Annotated in this window: 15 protein-coding genes; 4 read left to right on the top strand and 11 right to left on the bottom strand. The window is 60.6% G+C overall.

Going from position 1 to position 18,260, the window contains the following annotated elements; genetic code table 11:
- Window positions 1-115: 115 nt before the first annotated feature.
- The 3 genes from istA to J3A71_RS11440 all read left to right on the top strand — a co-directional run bounded on the left by istA (window position 116) and on the right by J3A71_RS11440 (window position 2,698).
- Entirely contained in the window at window positions 116-1,630 is a 1,515-nt protein-coding gene (gene istA / locus J3A71_RS11450; RefSeq protein WP_019437638.1) for an IS21-like element ISPpu7 family transposase, read from the top strand.
- 17 nt (window positions 1,631-1,647) lie between these two features.
- Complete coding sequence (gene istB, locus J3A71_RS11445; RefSeq protein WP_019437637.1) at window positions 1,648-2,403, top strand: IS21-like element ISPpu7 family helper ATPase IstB; 756 nt, start codon at window positions 1,648-1,650, stop codon at window positions 2,401-2,403.
- A gap of 88 nt (window positions 2,404-2,491) precedes the next feature.
- Window positions 2,492-2,698, top strand: coding sequence for a hypothetical protein (locus tag J3A71_RS11440; protein WP_245353462.1), 207 nt, complete (start codon window positions 2,492-2,494; stop codon window positions 2,696-2,698).
- A gap of 368 nt (window positions 2,699-3,066) precedes the next feature.
- Here J3A71_RS11440 and trbK read toward each other — a convergent pair whose 3' ends face one another.
- Complete coding sequence (gene trbK / locus J3A71_RS11435) at window positions 3,067-3,315, bottom strand: entry exclusion lipoprotein TrbK (RefSeq protein WP_016488012.1); 249 nt, start codon at window positions 3,313-3,315, stop codon at window positions 3,067-3,069.
- Window positions 3,316-3,675: 360 nt separating this feature from the next.
- Between trbK and J3A71_RS11430 the strand changes: the two genes are divergently transcribed.
- Window positions 3,676-3,939 carry a hypothetical protein gene (locus J3A71_RS11430; RefSeq protein ID WP_096426453.1) on the top strand — a complete coding sequence of 88 codons (264 nt, stop codon included), beginning with the start codon at window positions 3,676-3,678 and terminating at the stop codon, window positions 3,937-3,939.
- 185 nt (window positions 3,940-4,124) lie between these two features.
- On the opposite strand, the gene J3A71_RS11425 is transcribed toward J3A71_RS11430, so the two are convergent.
- The 10 genes from J3A71_RS11425 to J3A71_RS11385 form a co-directional block, all read right to left on the bottom strand.
- Entirely contained in the window at window positions 4,125-4,430 is a 306-nt protein-coding gene (locus tag J3A71_RS11425) for a hypothetical protein (RefSeq protein WP_096426454.1), read from the bottom strand.
- The gene (locus J3A71_RS31375; RefSeq protein ID WP_096426455.1) at window positions 4,427-4,720 is read right to left on the bottom strand and encodes a hypothetical protein; all 294 of its coding nucleotides are present in this window, start codon (window positions 4,718-4,720) and stop codon (window positions 4,427-4,429) included. Before J3A71_RS31375 ends, J3A71_RS11425 begins: the two co-directional genes overlap by 4 nt.
- Before the next feature lie 74 nt (window positions 4,721-4,794).
- Complete coding sequence (locus tag J3A71_RS11420; RefSeq protein WP_096426456.1) at window positions 4,795-5,019, bottom strand: hypothetical protein; 225 nt, start codon at window positions 5,017-5,019, stop codon at window positions 4,795-4,797.
- A 136-nt stretch (window positions 5,020-5,155) separates the two neighbouring features.
- A complete protein-coding gene (locus J3A71_RS11415) occupies window positions 5,156-6,211 on the bottom strand; it encodes an acyltransferase (protein WP_209952854.1) in 1,056 nt (351 codons plus the stop codon).
- Window positions 6,212-6,306: 95 nt separating this feature from the next.
- Entirely contained in the window at window positions 6,307-6,804 is a 498-nt protein-coding gene (locus tag J3A71_RS11410) for a DUF2514 domain-containing protein (RefSeq protein WP_096426458.1), read from the bottom strand.
- Entirely contained in the window at window positions 6,801-7,232 is a 432-nt protein-coding gene (locus tag J3A71_RS11405) for a lysozyme (protein WP_096426459.1), read from the bottom strand. Before J3A71_RS11405 ends, J3A71_RS11410 begins: the two co-directional genes overlap by 4 nt.
- 90 nt (window positions 7,233-7,322) lie before the next feature.
- The gene (gene ltrA / locus J3A71_RS11400) at window positions 7,323-8,582 is read right to left on the bottom strand and encodes a group II intron reverse transcriptase/maturase (protein ID WP_020190400.1); all 1,260 of its coding nucleotides are present in this window, start codon (window positions 8,580-8,582) and stop codon (window positions 7,323-7,325) included.
- Between the two features lie 591 nt (window positions 8,583-9,173).
- Window positions 9,174-9,344: a hypothetical protein gene (locus tag J3A71_RS11395; protein ID WP_172901747.1), complete on the bottom strand. Its 171-nt coding sequence runs from the start codon at window positions 9,342-9,344 to the stop codon at window positions 9,174-9,176.
- The gene (locus J3A71_RS11390) at window positions 9,328-9,708 is read right to left on the bottom strand and encodes a hypothetical protein (RefSeq protein ID WP_096426460.1); all 381 of its coding nucleotides are present in this window, start codon (window positions 9,706-9,708) and stop codon (window positions 9,328-9,330) included. The genes J3A71_RS11395 and J3A71_RS11390 overlap by 17 nt, the downstream gene beginning before the upstream one ends.
- Window positions 9,705-18,245 (bottom strand): DUF1983 domain-containing protein, encoded by an 8,541-nt coding sequence (locus tag J3A71_RS11385; protein WP_096426461.1) that lies wholly within the window; start codon window positions 18,243-18,245, stop codon window positions 9,705-9,707. The genes J3A71_RS11390 and J3A71_RS11385 overlap by 4 nt, the downstream gene beginning before the upstream one ends.
- Window positions 18,246-18,260 lie beyond the last annotated feature (15 nt).

Here is an 18,260-nt window from a genome sequence, read left to right as displayed (position 1 = left end):
CGGACACCGACTCCACGGTCATCCGGACACTTTTCTGGCAGGCAGCCACGCAGGATTTATTCACTACCATCGATCTCTTTTTCGAAGCAGAGAGGTCGTTGTGGAGCGTTTATCCATGCGTAAAATCCGAGAGGTGTTACGCCTCAAGTTCGACTGCGGCCTGTCCGTGCGCAAGATCGCCCGCAGCCTGGGCATTGGCCACAGCAGTGCCGGTGATTACCTCTGCCGTTTTGCCGCCAGCGGCCTCACCTGGCCCTGTTCGTTGTCCGATGCCGAGTTGGAGCAGCAACTGTTCCCGCCGGCCCCGGCGGTTGCCAGTGAGAAGCGGCCTTTACCCGATTGGGCATGGGTGCATGCCGAACTGCGCCGCCCCGGGGTGACCCTGGCGCTGCTCTGGCAGGAGTACCGCCTGAGCCAGCCTCAGGGCTTTCAGTACAGCTGGTTCTGTGAGCACTACCGAGCCTGGCAGGGCAAGTTGGACGTGGTGATGCGTCAGGAGCACCGCGTCGGCGAGAAGCTGTTCGTCGACTATGCCGGCCAGACGGTGCCGGTTATCGATCGCCACAGCGGCGAGATCCGCCAGGCGCAGGTGTTCGTCGCGGTGCTCGGCGCGTCCAGCTACACCTTCGCCGAAGCCACCTGGTCGCAGCAGCTGCCGGACTGGCTAGGCTCCCATGCCCGCTGCTTCGCCTTCCTCGGCGGCGTGCCGGAGATCGTGGTGCCGGACAACCTGCGCAGCGCGGTGAGCAAGAGTCACCGCTACGAGCCGGACATCAACCCGAGCTACCGCGATCTGGCCGAGCACTATGGCGTGGCGGTGGTGCCGGCGCGGGCACGCAAACCGCGCGACAAGGCCAAGGCCGAAGTCGGCGTGCAGGTGGTCGAGCGTTGGATCCTCGCCGCACTGAGGAATCGGCAGTTCTTCTCCCTGGATGAACTCAACACGGCCATCGCCGGGCTGCTGGAGCGGCTCAACCAACGCCCGTTCAAGAAGCTGCCGGGCTCCCGGCAGTCGGCCTTCGACAGCCTGGATCGTCCGGCGCTGCGCCCCCTGCCGGAGCAACCCTACGTCTACGCCGAGTGGAAGAAGGCGCGGGTGCACATCGACTACCACGTCGAGGTCGATGGGCATTACTACTCGGTGCCGTATCAACTGGTGAAGAAGCAGCTGGAGGTGCGCCTGACGGCGCGCACCGTCGAGTTTTTCCACGCCAACCAGCGAGTGGCCAGCCACCTGCGCTCAATGCACAAGGGCAGGCACAGCACGCAGGCCGAGCACATGCCCAAGAGCCATCGCGAGCATGCCGAGTGGACGCCGCAACGGCTGATCCGCTGGGCCGAGCAGACCGGGCCGAACACCGCCGGCGTGATCCGGCACATCCTCGAACGGCGCATCCATCCGCAGCAGGGCTACCGGGCCTGCCTGGGCATCCTGCGCCTGGGTAAAACCCACGGTGAGGCGCGTCTGGAGTTGGCCTGCCGTCGCGCCATCAGCCTCGGCACGTGCAGCTACAAGAGCCTCGAATCGATCCTGCGCCAGGGGCTGGAAAACCTGCCGCTAGCTCAAACCAACCTGCCGCTACTACCGGACGACCACGCCAACCTGCGCGGATCCGCCTACTACCACTGACCCCAAGGAATCCCACCATGCTGCCCCATCCGACCCTGGACAAGCTGCAAACCCTGCGCCTGCACGGCATGCTCAAGGCGCTGAATGAACAACTGAAAACCCCGGACATCGACAGCCTGAGCTTCGAAGAACGCCTCGGCCTGCTGGTCGACCGCGAGCTGACCGAACGCGATGACAAGCGCCTGAGCAGCCGCCTGCGCCAGGCCCGGCTCAAGCACAACGCCTGCCTCGAAGACATCGACTACCGCAGCCCGCGCGGACTGGATAAGGCGCTGATCCTGCAACTGAGCAGTGGTCAGTGGCTGCGCGACGGCCTCAACCTGATCATCGGCGGCCCCACCGGTGTCGGTAAAACCTGGCTGGCCTGCGCCCTGGCCCACCAGGCCTGCCGGGAGGGCTACAGCGTGCGCTACCTGCGCCTGCCACGTTTGCTGGAAGAACTGGGTCTGGCCCATGGCGACGGCCGCTTCGCCAAGCTGATGAGCAGCTACGCCAAGACCGACCTGCTGATCCTCGACGACTGGGGCCTGGCCCCGTTCACCGGCGAGCAACGGCGCGACATGCTGGAGCTACTGGACGACCGTTACGGCCAGCGCTCGACCATCGTCACCAGCCAGATGCCGGTGGACAACTGGCACGAACTGATCGGCGATCCGACCCTGGCCGATGCCATCCTCGACCGCCTGGTGCACAACGCTTATCGGATCAATCTGAAGGGTGAATCAATGCGCAAACGGACGCAGAAATTGACGACGCCAGCCAACCCGGACTAACAATGCCACCCCTGCGTCGCTGCGCTCCGACTGCCTGTCCGAATGAGCGTGGAACAGGTGTCCGGATCAGCGTGGGCTGAGTGTCCGAATGGCGTGGAATCCGCACTTCATCGTTGCCGGCTTCTCGCCAAGTCTGTGCTACGCGCTGATGTCCAACGGCAGCGATTGGATTCCGGTCGCATGCTTCATTGGCGGCCTCGCCTTGATAGCGGCGATCGCAGCCTTGTCGTCAAGGCCTGCCAGCCTTGCCACTTCAGCTCCAACTTACAGCCTGCAACCGCAATCACAGCACTGACGTGAAGGAGTGATTGGTATCTGCGGCAAAGCGCTGATCAGCGTCTTTGTTCAAGACTGAGCCTACACGGGGGGAGCGGCGCTAGCTCTCCTCCAACTATCGGCAGATACCGTCCAGTGCGTCTCACCAACCCACATCACGCAAAATTGCCTGCAAGGCCGGCCTGAGGCGAACCGCGCTCAGTTATGTGAGGGATTTTTCGAAGTAAATGCGGTTGAAACCATCTTCCGTGTGCTCCGAGGAACGCACAGCCCCCTATGCCAATCGAGGTGTCATCGACACTGGCCTCGTATGCCATCGAGGCAGCGCGAATGCCCCGATCTAATGCAAAAAAAAACCCAGCATCACTGCCGGGGCTTGGGCTGGGCTCAGAAGCTGTCAGGTGGGCTCTTTTCGAACTTCCACTTGGTCATCTTTTTGGCAGCATGGAAGCTCTTGCAGTTGGCGATGAACTCATTGCGGTCCCACTCCTTGGAGAGGCTCGCCAGGATTTGCTCATAGGTTTCACCCGAGCAATTCGCTTCGTTGGGTTCAGGCACCCTGTCTTCGGCAATGGCTGTAACGCTCACGGCAACGCCACGCGCTGCAACCAGACGTGCAAAAGGCACACTGGGCATTCACTCACTCCTTTGAATGAACCCGCTTCAGAAGCCCGTTTTACAGGCCCCAAAAACGCAAAAAGCCCTGAATAATCAGGGCTTTGAATATGGCGGAAGCGTAGAGATTCGAACTCTAGGATAGTTGCCCATCGACGGTTTTCAAGACCGTGGTATAAGCGCCCGATCCATGCAGCGTCAGCGGCGAAATCGATTCCAAAACAAAGACGAAACGGCACGGCTACAGGCCGCATACTGCAAGGGTCGTCCTTTCAGTTTTGGAATCGAAAATTGAAATGATTTGCCTGTTGCGGGTCATGCCGATCCGGGGCACGCTCTGTAGTGGCATCGTGCCCAATTGCTTTACCAATGGAGATGGAAATGGCAGTGATCACCCGGGGTGACTTGAAGTATCAATACCGTTGGAGCGCCGACAAAGGCGACAACCCCCAATACGTAGGAAAGCTGGACCGAGACAAGGTCGATCGGGATGAGGGCTACGAGGTACTGTACTTCCTAAATTCCGTCTGCAAAGAAAAGGACCAGGCTCTTAAAGCCGAACGGCTCATCAAAATGAAGCTTCCTGGCAGTGTCCAAGGCCGTGCTGAGATTCTGAAATGGCTCCAGGATAACTGGAACTCGTAACCGTTGTCCGCGTCAGCTCGCGTAGCCGACGCGGAATCTTCCAGTAATGCAGCAGTAGCGTGAGAATCGAACCTCAGGCCGCGCCGCTAGCGGCCTGCGAATCGCAACTGTCTAATACGGTTTGGCCAGTTTCAGCGACTTTCGCCCAGTAAAACCGAGAAGCTTTCGAGCAGTTTTAGACAGTCTCAGCACCCCCACCCCGGCGTTCTGCCTACGATGATCCGTCCTGGCTCGTCGCCATCCCATTTACCTGAAATCTCATAACTGAACAGGCCGATGTGATACGCCTCATCGACCTCCACCAAGGCCCAACCCTTTGCGGCCTCGGACAGCTCCAACATGTCGACCAGGTGCTCTGCACTGACCTCGCCCCTGCGATGGGCGGCATACGCCATCTCATCCAGCACCGCGGAGCGGCCTTCGGGATCGGTGACCAAGGCAAAATGGTCATTCAGTTCATACAGCCAAGCCTGCGGTATCCCGGCCATCATTCTGCCCTGCACCACCAGGACTGCGCATACAGCACGCCGTCGACCTCTTCCACCCCGTTTATGTTGATGCCTAGCTGGGCCATCCCATTGACCTTCGCGTCATGCAGCCGGGGGATCACATCAGGCCCTGGCGTGGGGTTAAACACCCAGGCCTGTGTCGATACCCGGCCCAACGGCTCACTGTGGTGGTCACCGATGTGCACATCTGCGCGGAGGGGCTGAATTTTGCGGAGATGATCAGAGGGTATGGCTGCACCATGCTCGCGGCGTCGAACGAGAAGGAAATACATAGGGGCACCGATACTGTATAAAAAAACAGTATCGTATAGGCGGACCTGATCGTGGGCAATTGCCGATCAGCGGATCAGTGAAGAGGCGGCAGCTCCTTGCCTCGAGCCTTGGCAACAGCGCGAAGCTGGTAGTCGGAGACCGCTTGGAAAAGCGACTCGGCTAGCAAGCGCAGGCGCTCGATTTCCTCCGTAGGCGCGCCATTATCCTGCGCTTGGTGATAAAGGCGCATGGCGTCGATCGCCTGCTGAATCAGCGGCTCGCCGGCCTCAACCATCCCGATGAAAGTCCGCTCATCCATTCCTAAGCTCCTAGCAGGATATTGCAGGGTTTGGTAAGTAGCCCACGTTGAAGCCCCATTCAAATGTGAAACCTCCAGAGCTAAGATTAGGCTGCTTCAAAGAAAAAACCAGCAAGCAGCCTATTGCGTGATCACTCTAGCGCTGCACTTCAATAGCTGTGCCGGCCTTAAGGGATGAGCGTGAAATTTTTTTTGCAAGCTTCAGCAGATATTTCTCCACAAGAAGGTAGCATACAATTCCACCTAGCAACCCAGCAGTCACGGCGCCTACCGCGTACCACACTGCCATCACTAGGCTGGATATCTGCCCAAAAGCCGTTACAAATAACACATACCAGATTCGTTGAGAAATTGGATGCGACAAATACAGTGAATAAGATGCCTCACCAAATAACAGAGCGACTCTATTAGCATTTGACCGAATGTACTTCTCAATCGAAATGAATCCTGCGACTAAGAAAAATGCCGGGACGCCATATACTAAAGACCGAGTGAATATAGTGAAATCAGCCAATACCAGCGCCACACTGCTGGCGCCAACCATTATGCTTGTCGGCAACAACCCGATACTCACCCAGCGCTGCCTGGTGACCCCTAGCAAGACGCCAAGCAGAAATTCAATGATGATCGGGCTTGTGTAGGTTTTGCCCAGTGGACCTTCTGGAGCCAAAGCAGACCCAACAATAGCAAGCGTAACTATAACTGCAGCTATGAACATAAGCCTCATTCTTAGGTTTTGCAATGCCAAGGAGAGACCGAATATCGCGTAAAAGAACATCTCATATGTGAGGGTCCACCCAATGGTGTATACAGGCGTGATATCACCAACATCTGGGTTTTGGGCGGGAATAAAAAACAGCGACTTAAGAAGGAATACTGGATCGAGTCCGCGGGAGTTGAAAAACAAGCTTGGCATTAATAACGCAGCAGCGACAAGCACAAAGGTGAACAACCAGTATAAAGGCGCCACTCTCAATATCCGTGAGGCCCAGAACTCTCTTATACTTTTATTCTTACCCTCTGTGGTGACCCACATTACGAACCCGGATATTACAAAGAATATATCTACACCAAAATCACCCACCGGATTATCGAAGTATGGCGCTACAGCAATCATCACCATGGAGTGGTAGATGATAACTAGGCCAGCTGCGATGCCTCTCAAGTATTGTATTCCGTAGAATTTTTCCACGCGTACAGTCCATTGCAAATTTGTGAGATTAATTCGCCATTATCGCTAGGTACGTGGCATTTCTCAATGTCTTGAGAGGCTGAAGTCTGAGATGGCTATCTTCGCGCGAGTGCGTCATAGGACGCTTCGCACTGATGACCGGCTATTCGTGCCCGGTCAAAAGCCCGCGCCAACTCTCCCGCTCGTTCATCAGCCCGTGAGAGCAGCTCGGAGAGCACCATGGCGGCGCGGATGGCTGCCTGGCCTCGGGCGATAGCGGCGGTATCCGTGCCGGAGCAACTGACGGCGGAAGCGAGCTTTCCGGCTTCGTGGCGCAACCGCTGGCCAGCAGCATCGGCGCCAGCAGCGCCAGCATCAGCAACCTTTCTTTCTTCATAGCCTTTTACCCTCGCCTCTTGTTGCGCATCTGTGCTGCGGTGTTCTTCCAGACGCGCCGCACGCTCGCCAATCACTTCGGCGAGTCGGTCGCCGCTATCCCGTTTCGCTGATTTCTGGCCAGCCTGGGCAAGTTCAACCGATCGACCGTGTTCGTACGCCGCCCAGTGGGTCACCAGCAACAGCGCCAACACTCCAGACAGCACCCAGCCGTTCACGCTGCCCCCAGGAACAGATCTCGCTCAGCGGCCCGCCGGCGGACCAGGCCGGCCAGCACCTGCCCGCCAGCCTTGTTCCAGCGCGGGAACTGCTCTGCAGCAGATGCGTAGTTGCCAGCATTCAGCAACCGGCGGAGCGTGGACGATTCGAGATTCGCAGCACCCAGGTTGTAGGTGAAGCTCATCAGGGCGTCCCACTGGTTTTGGCTCAGCGGAACAGTGATCAAGCGCTGCACTTCTGGCTCGAACCGCTGTACGTCGTTCAGCAGCATGCGCTCGGCCTGCTCCTTGCTGATCTTCATGCCGGCCTTCACGCCGCGGGTAGCACCGTAGCCAATGGTCCAGACGCCGACTGAATCCTGATAGGCCTGCAGGCGCAGTCCCTCGAACGACTTGATGAGGCTCAAGCCGCGTTGCGATGTTCGCATTTGGGTTTTCTCCAGAATCGAGTAGGGTGAGGGATTTTTTTTCCCTCAGCCCTCTCACACCACCGTACGTGCGGTTCCGCATACGGCGGTTCAACTAATACGCTGGAGTCCCTGCACAGTGCTGCGCAGCGAGACCAGCCCCATTTTGGCGAAGTACAACGTCGGTACTGCCTGATTCATGTGTTTGGATGCCGAGTTCCACCAAGGCCCTCGCCCGTTTACACTCGACTTCCACGCCCGCTCAGGCCTAAGCCCAAGCAAGATGAGTCGTCGTTCGCGGGTCTTCGGGGTTTTCCACTGTCGCCAGAGCAGGCAACGTAGTTTTCGACGCAGCCACCAATCGAGTTCCTCCAGCATCCGCATGTTCGCGGTAAGCCGAAAGTAGTTTGCCCAACCCCGCAACACGGGATTTAGCATCTCTATAGTGTGAGACAAGGACCGTCCTCGCCCCTTGCGCAGCAACTCACGAACTCGATCCATCAGTCTTCGCAGGCTTTCGGGGGCAGGTCGCACCCGTGTCTCTTGGCGATAGATCGTAATCGCGTAGCCCAGAAACTTTCGCTTCCAAGGCCGTGCTACTGCGCTTTTCTGCTCGTTGATACGTAGCTTCAGATGACCCTCCAGGAAGGCTCTGATGTTCGCCATCGCCCGTTGCCCTGCGCCTTCACTGCCGATGTAGATATTGCAGTCGTCAGCATATCGGCAGAACTTCAACTGCCGCCTTTCCAGCTCTCGATCAAGATCGGTCAGCAGGATATTCGACAGTAATGGGGACAGCGGCCCACCCTGAGGCGTACCCTCGCTGCGGGGTTGAATCACGCCATTAGCCATCATCCCCGCCTCTAAGAAGCGCCGGATCAGCTTGAGTACGCGACCATCCCTCACTCGATAGGCGAGTCGAGCCATCAACACGTCGTGGTTGACCCGGTCGAAGAATTTCTCCAGGTCGATGTCCACTACCCAGTGCTTTCCTTCGGCCACATACTCTTTCGCCTTGACGACCGCATCGAGCGCACTTCTCTGCGGACGAAAGCCGTAGCTGCCATCGGAGAAGGTTGGCTCGAAGATCGGTTGCAGTACTTGATGGAGCGCCTGCTGGATAAGCCGATCCACCACCGTGGGTACGCCGAGTGTTCTAACCCCGCCATTAGGCTTGGGAATGTCCACTCGGCGCACCGCCCGTGGCAGGTACCGATCCTCCAGCAGTGCCGCCTTCACACTTGGCCAGTGCACCAACAGCCAGTCCTTCAGTTCCTCAACCGTCAAGCGATCAACGCCTGGCGCGCCTCGGTTCTTCAGGACGCGCTTGTACGCTCGTCGCATGTTGCTGGGTTCGACCACCTGCTCCATGAGCCGGTAGTCCTCCGATTTCGTTCGCCCAGCCGTCGCCGCAACCCCCTCAGCACCTTGCGGGCTTCTTTCCGGATTCCGTCCGGCCATGGCAGGCAGGCCTCCCGTGTCGGGAGCTTCTGCGTCATCGTGGGTTGTCGAGATCAGCTGTTCTACTCTCGGTATTAATCGTTCAGGCCTTCAGTCTCGCGACCTACTATGCCCTCTGCTGACTTCTGCACAGTCATTCCAGCACCTCGCGGTGCCGGTAGCCCTGACGGGCAACCGTGCAGATCTCCCCGGGTATTGCGCACCCACTTTCACGCTTATGCCTGTCGGATCTACGTCATGGCGTTCTGTGCAAGTATTGGGTTTCGCAGATTTCGGACTGCTTACCCCGCCATGCCGCCTCGTATCCGCTTCCTGTTCGTCAGGCCAGCGATTTGCCTCGGGCTTCCTTCAGACTCGCAGTCGCCCGCGAAACCCTTGCCTCTAGCTAGCACTTCCCCTTGCCGGGTGTGCGGGGGACTTCCACCCCTGAGTGAGCGCGCCCTGCCGGGCGCACCAAAAAGAAGCCCGCTCGATGGCGGGCATTGGGTAGTTGGCTTGGGTTCAAGCCTTGGGGTATTGCTGCTTGATCTGCTGCAGGGTCGAGAAAAACGGCTCTGCCTTGGGCATATGCCCTTGATTCATGGCATGCCACAGCATGTCCAGTTGTTCCTCCACCGGCGGATACTCGGCCGCACGACGCTTGGAGTGGTCGCACTTATGCTGAATTTTCAAAGGTGAACTCCTGATCGCGGTAGGGCCAAAGGCTGACCGTGACGTGGTAGGTGCCCGGCGCCGAGAATTCCAGCTCGATGTCACTGCCGTCAGCGGTGTAGGTTTCGCTCTCGATGTTGACGGTGGCACCTTCGTGGACCCCCTTCAACCAGTGCCCTTGGAGAACCGCCCCCATCTGGGGGCGCTCCTTGAGCATCTGGCCAATGACGAAGTGTTCGGCCGGCCGTGCCGGTGTGGCCACCTGGATGAAAGGCCGGTCGGTGTTGAGCCTGATGATCTTCTTCCCGTGTTCTGGCGGGCAGCTGACGACAAACACGATCCGGCCGTCAGTCTCATGGGCGGCAAAGTGCCCAATTTTGCTCATCGTTTGGTTCCCATTGCATAGAGGGTGTGGTTTTTAACGCCAACACCCGAGTTCTCCCCCCACCACTTCACTGTGATAACGAAGTAACCAGGCGCTACGCCGATTGATCCCATCAGGTTGGGGAAGCTATCCGCCCAGTCGCCACCACCTTCCGCGATCACCAGGCCGTTGATATCCATCTGGAACTGGTACTTACGGATACCACTGCCAAACCCTTGGTAGCAGCTGTACTGGGCCGTGATGAAACCGCCCTCGTCCATTTGCACACCGACGGCGATCAGGTTTTGCCATTGCCCTACACCGGCCCCAAGCAAGTTTGCGGGGTTGCTCGCCGATACCGGGACCGTGACGGCGTTGCCACGGATACGCAGCGTGTCGATTTCGGCCACGCCGATCTTGGCGGCCGTTATGGCACCGTTCGCGATCTTGGCGTTACTGATCGCCCCGTCTGCGATCTTCGCGTTACTGATACTCGCAGCCCGAATGTACGCGTCATCGACAAAGGTCTGACCGCCTACGATGGAGAATGGCGACGAAAGCCCGCTACTCGAATTCAGCAAGACAAACTTGTCCGCATTGATCACAAACGCAGACTGGACAATGCCGTTCTGCGAGTTGATGCCAATACCGAATCCGGCGAAGACGTGCGCGCCATATTGGTTGTTGACCTGCACCCGCAGGGTGTATTGGGCATTCAGCATCGTTTTCATGTCGGCCTGGGCGGTCGCCACCTGCTGCACCGACGCATTGGTCGTGCCCAGCGATGCTTGGGTGTTCTGGATCTGCTTGCTTAGCGCGCCCTCTCCATCGGCCCGGGCCTTGGCTTCATTCTGAATCGCCGCGTTGGCATCGCCTACGGCGGTGTACAACCCATCGATCCGCTGCCCCTCGGCGGTGAGCTTGCCGCCCTGCTCGGTAACGTTGCTCTCCAAGCTAGCCACCGCCTGCGCCGAAGCAGCCGCCGAGCGACGGCCAACCGCGATGTAGGCAATGTCGATTTCGCCCGACGAGTCCACCGAGTTCATCATGTCCAGGCGAATGGCGATGATGTTTTTCCCGTTCCACCCGGCGTGGCCAGACAGATCAAACTCAATATCTTGCCAATCGTTGGTGGTCAGACTGATGGTCCACGCCATGCGGCGGGCCTCGGCCAGGCCACCGTCCTCGTTTGCCCAATACATCTGGGCGCCCGCGCGGGTGGTGTTGCGTCGACGCAGCCGGATACGCAGGTAAGGGTTCTCAGCGCCGGCAATCGCCGGGGTGAAGTTGCACTGCAGGTTCGTCCACTTGCTTATCGTGGCGAACAGCGGGCCAGCGGTGAAGGTCGAACCGGCGGTGGTGCTTGCCCATCCCAAGGTAGAACCGATGAACTCCCAGGACTTGCCTGCCACGAAGGGCTGGGCCGTGCCGATGCTGTTTTTCAGCTGGGTGATATCGCTGCTGTTGCTGCTGAGCGTACCTTCGGCGCTGTTCACCCGGTTGGTCAGCGAGTTCACGGCCGATGCCTCGGCCTTGGTGGCGACCTGACTGAGCGCACTGGCGGCTGCGGCGGCCGCGTCCGTGGCTACCTTGTCGCTCACCGCCACCCAGGCGCTGCCGTTCCAGCGCTTGGGCGTGTTAGCGTTGCCGGTGGTATCGATCCACAAGTTTTGCGTCAGGCGCTTGTCAGCGGCCGGCGCGGTGCTGCCATAGATCACCTCCCCCTTGGCGCCCGCCGCTGTCGCGGCCGCCTGCGCGGCCTGCTGGGCCGTGGTCACGTTGCCATTGGTGGTGGCAAGGCTGTTCTCCAGGCTTGTGGTCCTCCCGGCCACACTGCTCAGGTTGCTGCCTTGCTGGTTCACCGTCGAGGTCAGATTATCGACGGCGGCCGAGGTGGCCGCGTTGTCCGCCGCGTTCACCTGGCCACTGTCCCGCCAGCCAGATGCACGAGAACCGTACTCGACCTGCGGTCGGGCCAGCTCAACCGTACCGTTGGTTGCGGTCGAGGTCGCCCCATGCACCCGGTAATACACAACGGCGGCAACTGCATCGGCGGGTGCGGCCGCAGTCAGGGTGTGGCGACTACCGTCAACGCTGACTGGGTTGAGCGTCGAGAACGGGGCTGAAATCACCCCTCCCGAAGCATTCAACCACTGGATGTACAGACGCAGGGAAAGCAGGCCAGAGGTGGCTGCGCGCCGGGCGTAAATCGACGACGTAACGGACTGTGAACCACCGACCTTTACCCTTCGCGTCGTAGCAGGGATAAGCGACAGGTACGGCGAGCCACTGGTAACCCCCGTCAGGGCCGACCTGAAAGCGCGCTCTCCAGCATTCAGCCAGGACTCGACCATGCTGGAATTGTTCTGCGCTGCACCATCTCTGGTCCAACCGTCAGGCACATTCGGATCGACAGCGTTGACCTTGGTGAAAGCCGGGTTGTAGAGCAGGTTTTCCCCGCCTGCATCACCAATAGAAGCATCTATTGCCGTGAGCGCCTGGCCTTTGGCGATCAGGTCCTGACCCTGCTGGGTTACCGTGTTGGTCAGGCTCTGAACGGTCGAGGCATCGGCTTTCTTGGCCACTTCCGTCAAGGCCGACTGCGCTGCTGCAGCCGCATCGGTGGCCACCTTGTCGGTCACAGCCACCCAGGCGCTGCCGCTCCAGCGCTTGGGCGTGTTGGCGTTGCCGGTGGTGTCGATCCACAGGTTCTGTGCCAGCCGCTTGTCAGCCGCCGGCGCGGTCGCCCCGTAGATCACTTCACCTTTGGCGCCGGCTGCCGTGGCGGCCGCCTGCGCGGCCTGCTGGGCAGCGGTGACGTTCTGGTTGGTCGTGGCAAGACTGCCCTGCAGGCCCGTAATCGACTGGCCCTGCGTGGTCAGCTTGCCTTCGTTATCGCTGACCTTGCTGCTCAGGGTCTGCACCACCGAGGCATCGGCTTTGCTTTGGGCAACCGTCAAGGCATTGGCCGCAGCGGCCGCCGCGTCCGTGGCGATCTTGTCCGTTACCGTAACCCACGCGCTGCCGTTCCAGCGTTTCGGCGTGTTGGCATTACCGGTGGTATCGATCCACAAGTTCTGCGCCAGGCGCTTATCCGCTGCAGGTGCGGTCGGTCCATAGATGACCTCACCCTTGGCGCCGGCCGCCGTAGCGGCTTCCTGCGCGGCCTGCTGGGCGGCGGTCACGCCTTGCTTGGTGGTGGTCAACCCACCTTCAAGCGAGACGATCGACTGCCCTTGCGACACCAGTCCCTGCTCGGTCTGGCCAACTCGGCCGGTCAGCAGGTTGGTGGCCGAGACGTTCGCGGCGATTTCACCTGCCGCAACCTGCCCATTGTCACGCCATCCCGTTGCGCGGGAACCGTACTCAGCCTGCGGCCTGGCCAGCTCCAAAGTGCCGTTTACAGCCGCTGCCGTCTGGCTGTGAACACGGAAATAGACGTTGAATCGAACAGCCCCCTCAGGGGCCACCGCCGTGAACGAGTGCCGGCTACCTTCAACCGTGATCGGCATGAACCCGTTGGCCGGCGCCGAGATTACCGTGCCGGCTTCGTTTATCCACTGGTAGATGATGCGCAGGGCCAGCAAGCCCGCCTCCGCCATGCGGCGGGCGTTGACCGATGTGGTGACGCTCTGCCCGCCCGCTACCCTTGGCCGCTGGGTCGACTGGGTGACCAGCGAAAAATAAGGACTCGCGTTCGTGACGCCGGTGACCGCGACCCGAAACGCCCGCTCTCCCGCGTTCAACCAGGACGGCACCATGCTTGGGTTTCGGGGTGCACTACCCTCCAGCACCCAACCATCTGGCACGTTGGCATCGGCCGCGCTGGCACGATTGAACGTGGGGTTGTACAGCAGGTTCTCCCCGCCCACCTCGGCGATCGCGGCGTCAATCGCCGTCATCGCCTGACCTTGGGCGGTAATGTCCTGGCCATGCTGGGCGACCGTGTTGGACAGGTTTTGCACCGTCGACGCATCGGCCTTCTTTGCCACCTCGGCCAGCGCCGATTGGGCTGCTGCAGCTGCATCGGTGGCAACCTTGTCGCTCACTGCGACCCAGGCGCTACCGCTCCAGCGTTTCGGCGTATTGGCGTTGCCGGTGGTGTCGATCCACAGGTTTTGCGCCAAACGCTTATCCGCTGCAGGCGCGGACGATCCATAGATCACCTCGCCTTTGGCACCTGCGGCTGTCGCTGCCGCCTGCGCGGCTTGCTGGGCAGCAGTCACGCCCTGATTGGTCGTGGTCAGACCGTTCTGCAAGCTGACGATCGACTGGCCCTGCGTGACCAGCTTGCCATCGGCGTCACTGACAGCACTGCTCAGGTTGGATACGGCTTCCGCCGAGGCCGCAATCGAACGGCGTCCCACCGCGATATAGGCAATGTCGATTTCGCCGGTGGTATCCGACGCACTCATCATGTCCAGACGAATCGCCAGAATGTTCTTGCCGTTCCAGCCTGCGTGGCCAGACAAGTCAATCTCAATATCCTGCCAGTCGGTCGTGGTGGTATTGATCGTCCAGGGCATGCGCCGGGCTTCGGCCAGCCCGCCATCTTCGTTCGCCCAGTACATCTGCGCGCCGGCGCGGGCCGTGTTACGCCGACGCAGCCGGATGCGCAGGAAAGGGTTCTCGGCGCCCGGGAACGTCGGGGTGAAGTTGCACTGCAGGTTAGGGCAGTTGCCAGACGTGGCGAACAGTGGGCCGGCAACAAAGGTCGAACCGCTGAGGGTACCGAACCAACCCCGCGTCGAACCGGTGAACTCCCAAGCCTTGCCGGCCACGAACGACTGCGCGGCACTCAGGCTGTTCTTGAGCTGGGTGATGTCGCTGCTGTAGCTGGTCAGCACACCCTCGGCATTGCTGACGCGGTTGGTCAGCAGATTGACCGCCGACGCGTCGGCTTTGGTCGCGGCCAGCGCATTGGCGGCGGCGGCAGCGGCGGCGGCATCGGTGGCCACCTTGTCGCTCACCGCCACCCAGGTGCTGCCGTTCCAGCGCTTCGGCGTGTTGGCATTGCCCGTGGTGTCGATCCACAAGTTTTGCGTCAGGCGCTTGTCAGCGGCCGGCGCCGTAGCGCCATAGATCACTTCCCCTTTGGCGCCGGCCGCCGTGGCGGCTGCCTGCGCGGCTTGCTGAGCGGCCGTCACATCCTGCTTGGTGGTTGTGAGGCTCGACTGCAGGCCGGTCATGGCCTGCCCCTGCGCACTCACAGCGCCTTCCACATCGGTTACCCGGGTGGTCACGCTCTGAACGGCCTGGGCATCCGCCTTGGTCTGTGCCACAGCCAGGGCATTGGCGGCGGCCGCAGCGGCGTCGGTGGCCACCTTGTCCGTAACCGCCACCCAGGTGTTGCCGTTCCAGCGCTTCGGCGTATTCGCATTGCCGGTGGTGTCGATCCACAGGTTTTGCGCCAAGCGCTTGTCGGCCGCCGGCGCCGTGGCGCCATAGATCACCTCACCCTTGGCGCCGGCTGCCGTGGCGGCCGCCTGCGCGGCCTGCTGGGCGGCCGTTACGTTGCCATTGGTGGTGGTCAAGCCAGACTGCAGGCCCTCAATCTTGGAGGCTTGCGCCGTGCTCGTACCGTTGAGGGTAGAAACGTCCGTTTCGACCTTGCCCACGCGCGTGGCGGTGCCGGCCGCCGTCACGATGGCCTGCCCAACATCGGTCCAGTAGGTCGCGTTCGGCGGCGGGTTGTTCTTCGGTACCGCTTTTAGCGCCTGATACAGCTTGCCATCGGCGCCCAGTACGCCCTGATTGAGCGTATAGGCCTTGTCCTTGTTGTAAGGCAACGAGCCGGCCAACGCGGACACGGTATTGATCTGCTGCTGCAGCTCGGACCGGGCCGCATCGACTTCCTGATCAACTGCCGCAAGCTGCTGTTGCAATTCATCACGAGCCGTCAATACCGACGATTTGACCGTCTCGACCGCGTTATTGACCTCGGAAACCTGCTCACTCAGCTGATTACGCGCCTCGTCCACACGCTCGTTCACCGACCCGGGGCCATTCTTATCGATCAGATCAATACGGCTGAGCAGTTCCTTCCCCAGTTCGCTTTCGGTGATCTGATCCTTGATCTGCTCGAGGATCGCGCCAGCATCTGCGCTGGCCATTCCGGCAACCACTGCCGGGGCTACAGGGAAGAATGGGCCAAGGTTACTGGAACGATCGACCAGGCGAGCCCAGAAGTAGAACTGTTGGCCCGCGCGCAAGCCCTGCATCACGTACTCGTTCTGCGGGTAGGCCAGGTCTGCCAGCTTGGTGGCATTGCCCAAGTCTGTACCTTCGCTGTACCACAACTCGGTACGCTGGGTGTCGCTGGAGCCAGCAGGAAAGCCCCACTTGATGCCGATGCCGAACAGCAGGCTTTCCGTATCCAGGAAGGAAACAGCCGGCGGCAGGCCTTCCTTGCCATTCAGCTGAGTGAGGGTCGAGCTTTTCCAGATCGACGTAATGTCGAAGGAGCTCACAGCGCGTACGCGTGCAAGGTAGGAACCCGCGTAAATGCCGACCACGTCTGCCGATGTTGCGCCGGTGCGCTGCAGGCGAACCCAGTTGCCGTTGTCCTTGCGCCACTCCACGTCATAGGCGACAGCGCCCTCCACCGCCGGCCAGGCGATGGTCATCGTGCTGACCGCGATACCCTGGTCGATCATGTGGGCGGAAGACAAGGTCACGCTCGCGGGGGGCTGCACAGTGGTCACCGGGATAACGCTGATCGGGCGCTCGTCCAACTTGGCGCCGGTGTCGATCGCAGCGAACTTGCTCGGGTTGAACTCGAGCGCGGTGATCTCGTACTCCCCCTCTTGGGTGCGGGTTGTCTTCAGCACCCGGAACAGCTGTACCGCCAGGTCATGGTAATCGATTGCCCACTGCAGTTCCGGCTCGGGCTGCACGCCATACGCGGTCGTTACCGTCACCGCGCGGCCGGCCACCGACTGCACCGTGCGTGCCTGGGCGGTGCCGTTCGGCAGGTTCAAGATCAGCCGGTCGCCAGACTTGATCGGCGTGTCACGGTCCAAGGTCACAATGCGGCCGGCAGCCGCCGAGATCCGGCCGCCGTTTGGACGGCCCGCAACCAGCTCGTCTGCGACGGGAATGACGTAGCCAGGCAGCGGAATGCGCCCTTCCATGCCGGTTTTGAAAGTGACGGTGCGGTCCTGGCTGTTACTCAGCAGCGCCCACTTGCCACGGCGCTGTGCCTCGGATGCACGGGTGCAGCCGATGGCCGAAATCTCCACCGGACGGTCTCGGTACCGGCGCTGGAGAGCGTTGTCGGTGACCGGGATGACATCTGTGTCGTAGTTGTTGGCCGGGTTGTCGTAGCTGACCAGAGCCCGGCTGTAGTGCGTGTTACGCTCGGCACCGCCGTATACGAACTCACCGTCGATGACGTTGGCCCGGGTGAACACGTAGTCGATATCCTGGGCGCGCGGCATGTCTGCCTGCATGAACAGCGATCCATGGGCCCAGTACACCATGCCCCGGTAAATCGCGGAGAGGTCGCGCAGCAAGGTCCAGGCTTCGGCGCGGCCCTGAAGGTTCATGTCGCACAGGAAACGCGCCTCCTGACCGCCCTGCCCATTCGGCACCTGCTGGTCGCAGTACTGGGCGATGCGGTACATCTCCCACTTATCGACCATCCACGACTTGATGCGTTTGCCCAAGCCAAAACGGTCCTCGACGCACAGACCGTAGGTCACAAACGCCGGGTTGTTGGTCCACGCCTGCTTGAAGGTGCCGTCCCATACGCCGGCATAGGTGCGCGCAACGGGATCGTAGTTGGTCGGCACCGGCCAGCGCTTGGCCTTGCACTTCACGGTTACCGCAGGGATGTTCTGGAACTGCTGGGCGTCGAACTCGATGTACAGCAGCGCGGTGTTCGGGTAACGCAGCTTCTGGTCGATGATCTCGGTGTAGCCAGCGATGGTCATCGTATCGGCCACGGTTCCGCTGTTGGCGTTCGGAGTGATACGGCGCACGCGCAGCATCCAGCCGGAGGTTGCCTTGGGTAGGTTGACGCGTACCGAGCGCTGGTAGCCGTTGGTGGTCTTGCCGTCCACTGCCCCCAGGTGCGCCTCGACATAGGCGCCACCATCGGTAGCGATATCGATGGCGTATTCAATGCGGTAGCCATTGGTATTGCCACTGCTGTCCTGCTGCGCCAGGCGCGGCCAGACCATTCGCACGCGCACAGCCGAGAGCTGGGTGTTGCTTAGAGCACGGGCAAATGGATTGTCGCTGCGCAGCTCCACATTAACGGTGGTCTCGTTCTCGATCGCAGGGATCCCCTGGATGTAGTCCTGCTCGACCGCGCCCGAGCGCCACTCCCACTGCACCCCAGGGAAATTCACGCTGCCGCTGGCATCCATGATCGGGGTGTTATCAAGGTAGATGTCACGATCCGTCGGCTCACCGTCGAACTCACCCTCCCCCACCGCAATCAGAATCTTGCCGATGTTGGTCGACTGCAGGCTATCGGGCGCCTCTACAGGCGATTTCGGCTTGCTGCTGCCGCCCTTGGCGCCAGTGATATCCACGTGATCTGCTGGGCCCATGCTTTCCTCCGGGCA

Source organism: Pseudomonas sp. PvP089 (assembly GCF_017875165.1).
GTDB lineage: Bacteria > Pseudomonadota > Gammaproteobacteria > Pseudomonadales > Pseudomonadaceae > Aquipseudomonas > Aquipseudomonas fortuita.
Note: the sequence above shows the minus strand (reverse complement) of the source record. Positions and strands in the feature narration are given on the sequence as shown.

What these genes read in the sequence shown, in the direction of transcription:
- J3A71_RS11420 (WP_096426456.1), bottom strand. Translation starts at nt 5,019, where the DNA reads ATGGATGAGCGGACTTTCATCGGGATGGTTGAGGCCGGCGAGCCGCTG.
- J3A71_RS11385 (WP_096426461.1), bottom strand. Translation starts at nt 18,245, where the DNA reads ATGGGCCCAGCAGATCACGTGGATATCACTGGCGCCAAGGGCGGCAGC.
- trbK (WP_016488012.1), bottom strand. Translation starts at nt 3,315, where the DNA reads ATGCCCAGTGTGCCTTTTGCACGTCTGGTTGCAGCGCGTGGCGTTGCC.
- J3A71_RS11425 (WP_096426454.1), bottom strand. Translation starts at nt 4,430, where the DNA reads ATGATGGCCGGGATACCGCAGGCTTGGCTGTATGAACTGAATGACCAT.
- J3A71_RS11430 (WP_096426453.1), top strand. Translation starts at nt 3,676, where the DNA reads ATGGCAGTGATCACCCGGGGTGACTTGAAGTATCAATACCGTTGGAGC.
- ltrA (WP_020190400.1), bottom strand. Translation starts at nt 8,582, where the DNA reads ATGGAGCAGGTGGTCGAACCCAGCAACATGCGACGAGCGTACAAGCGC.
- J3A71_RS11440 (WP_245353462.1), top strand. Translation starts at nt 2,492, where the DNA reads ATGGCGTGGAATCCGCACTTCATCGTTGCCGGCTTCTCGCCAAGTCTG.
- istB (WP_019437637.1), top strand. Translation starts at nt 1,648, where the DNA reads ATGCTGCCCCATCCGACCCTGGACAAGCTGCAAACCCTGCGCCTGCAC.
- istA (WP_019437638.1), top strand. Translation starts at nt 116, where the DNA reads ATGCGTAAAATCCGAGAGGTGTTACGCCTCAAGTTCGACTGCGGCCTG.
- J3A71_RS31375 (WP_096426455.1), bottom strand. Translation starts at nt 4,720, where the DNA reads ATGTATTTCCTTCTCGTTCGACGCCGCGAGCATGGTGCAGCCATACCC.
- J3A71_RS11390 (WP_096426460.1), bottom strand. Translation starts at nt 9,708, where the DNA reads ATGAGCAAAATTGGGCACTTTGCCGCCCATGAGACTGACGGCCGGATC.
- J3A71_RS11405 (WP_096426459.1), bottom strand. Translation starts at nt 7,232, where the DNA reads ATGCGAACATCGCAACGCGGCTTGAGCCTCATCAAGTCGTTCGAGGGA.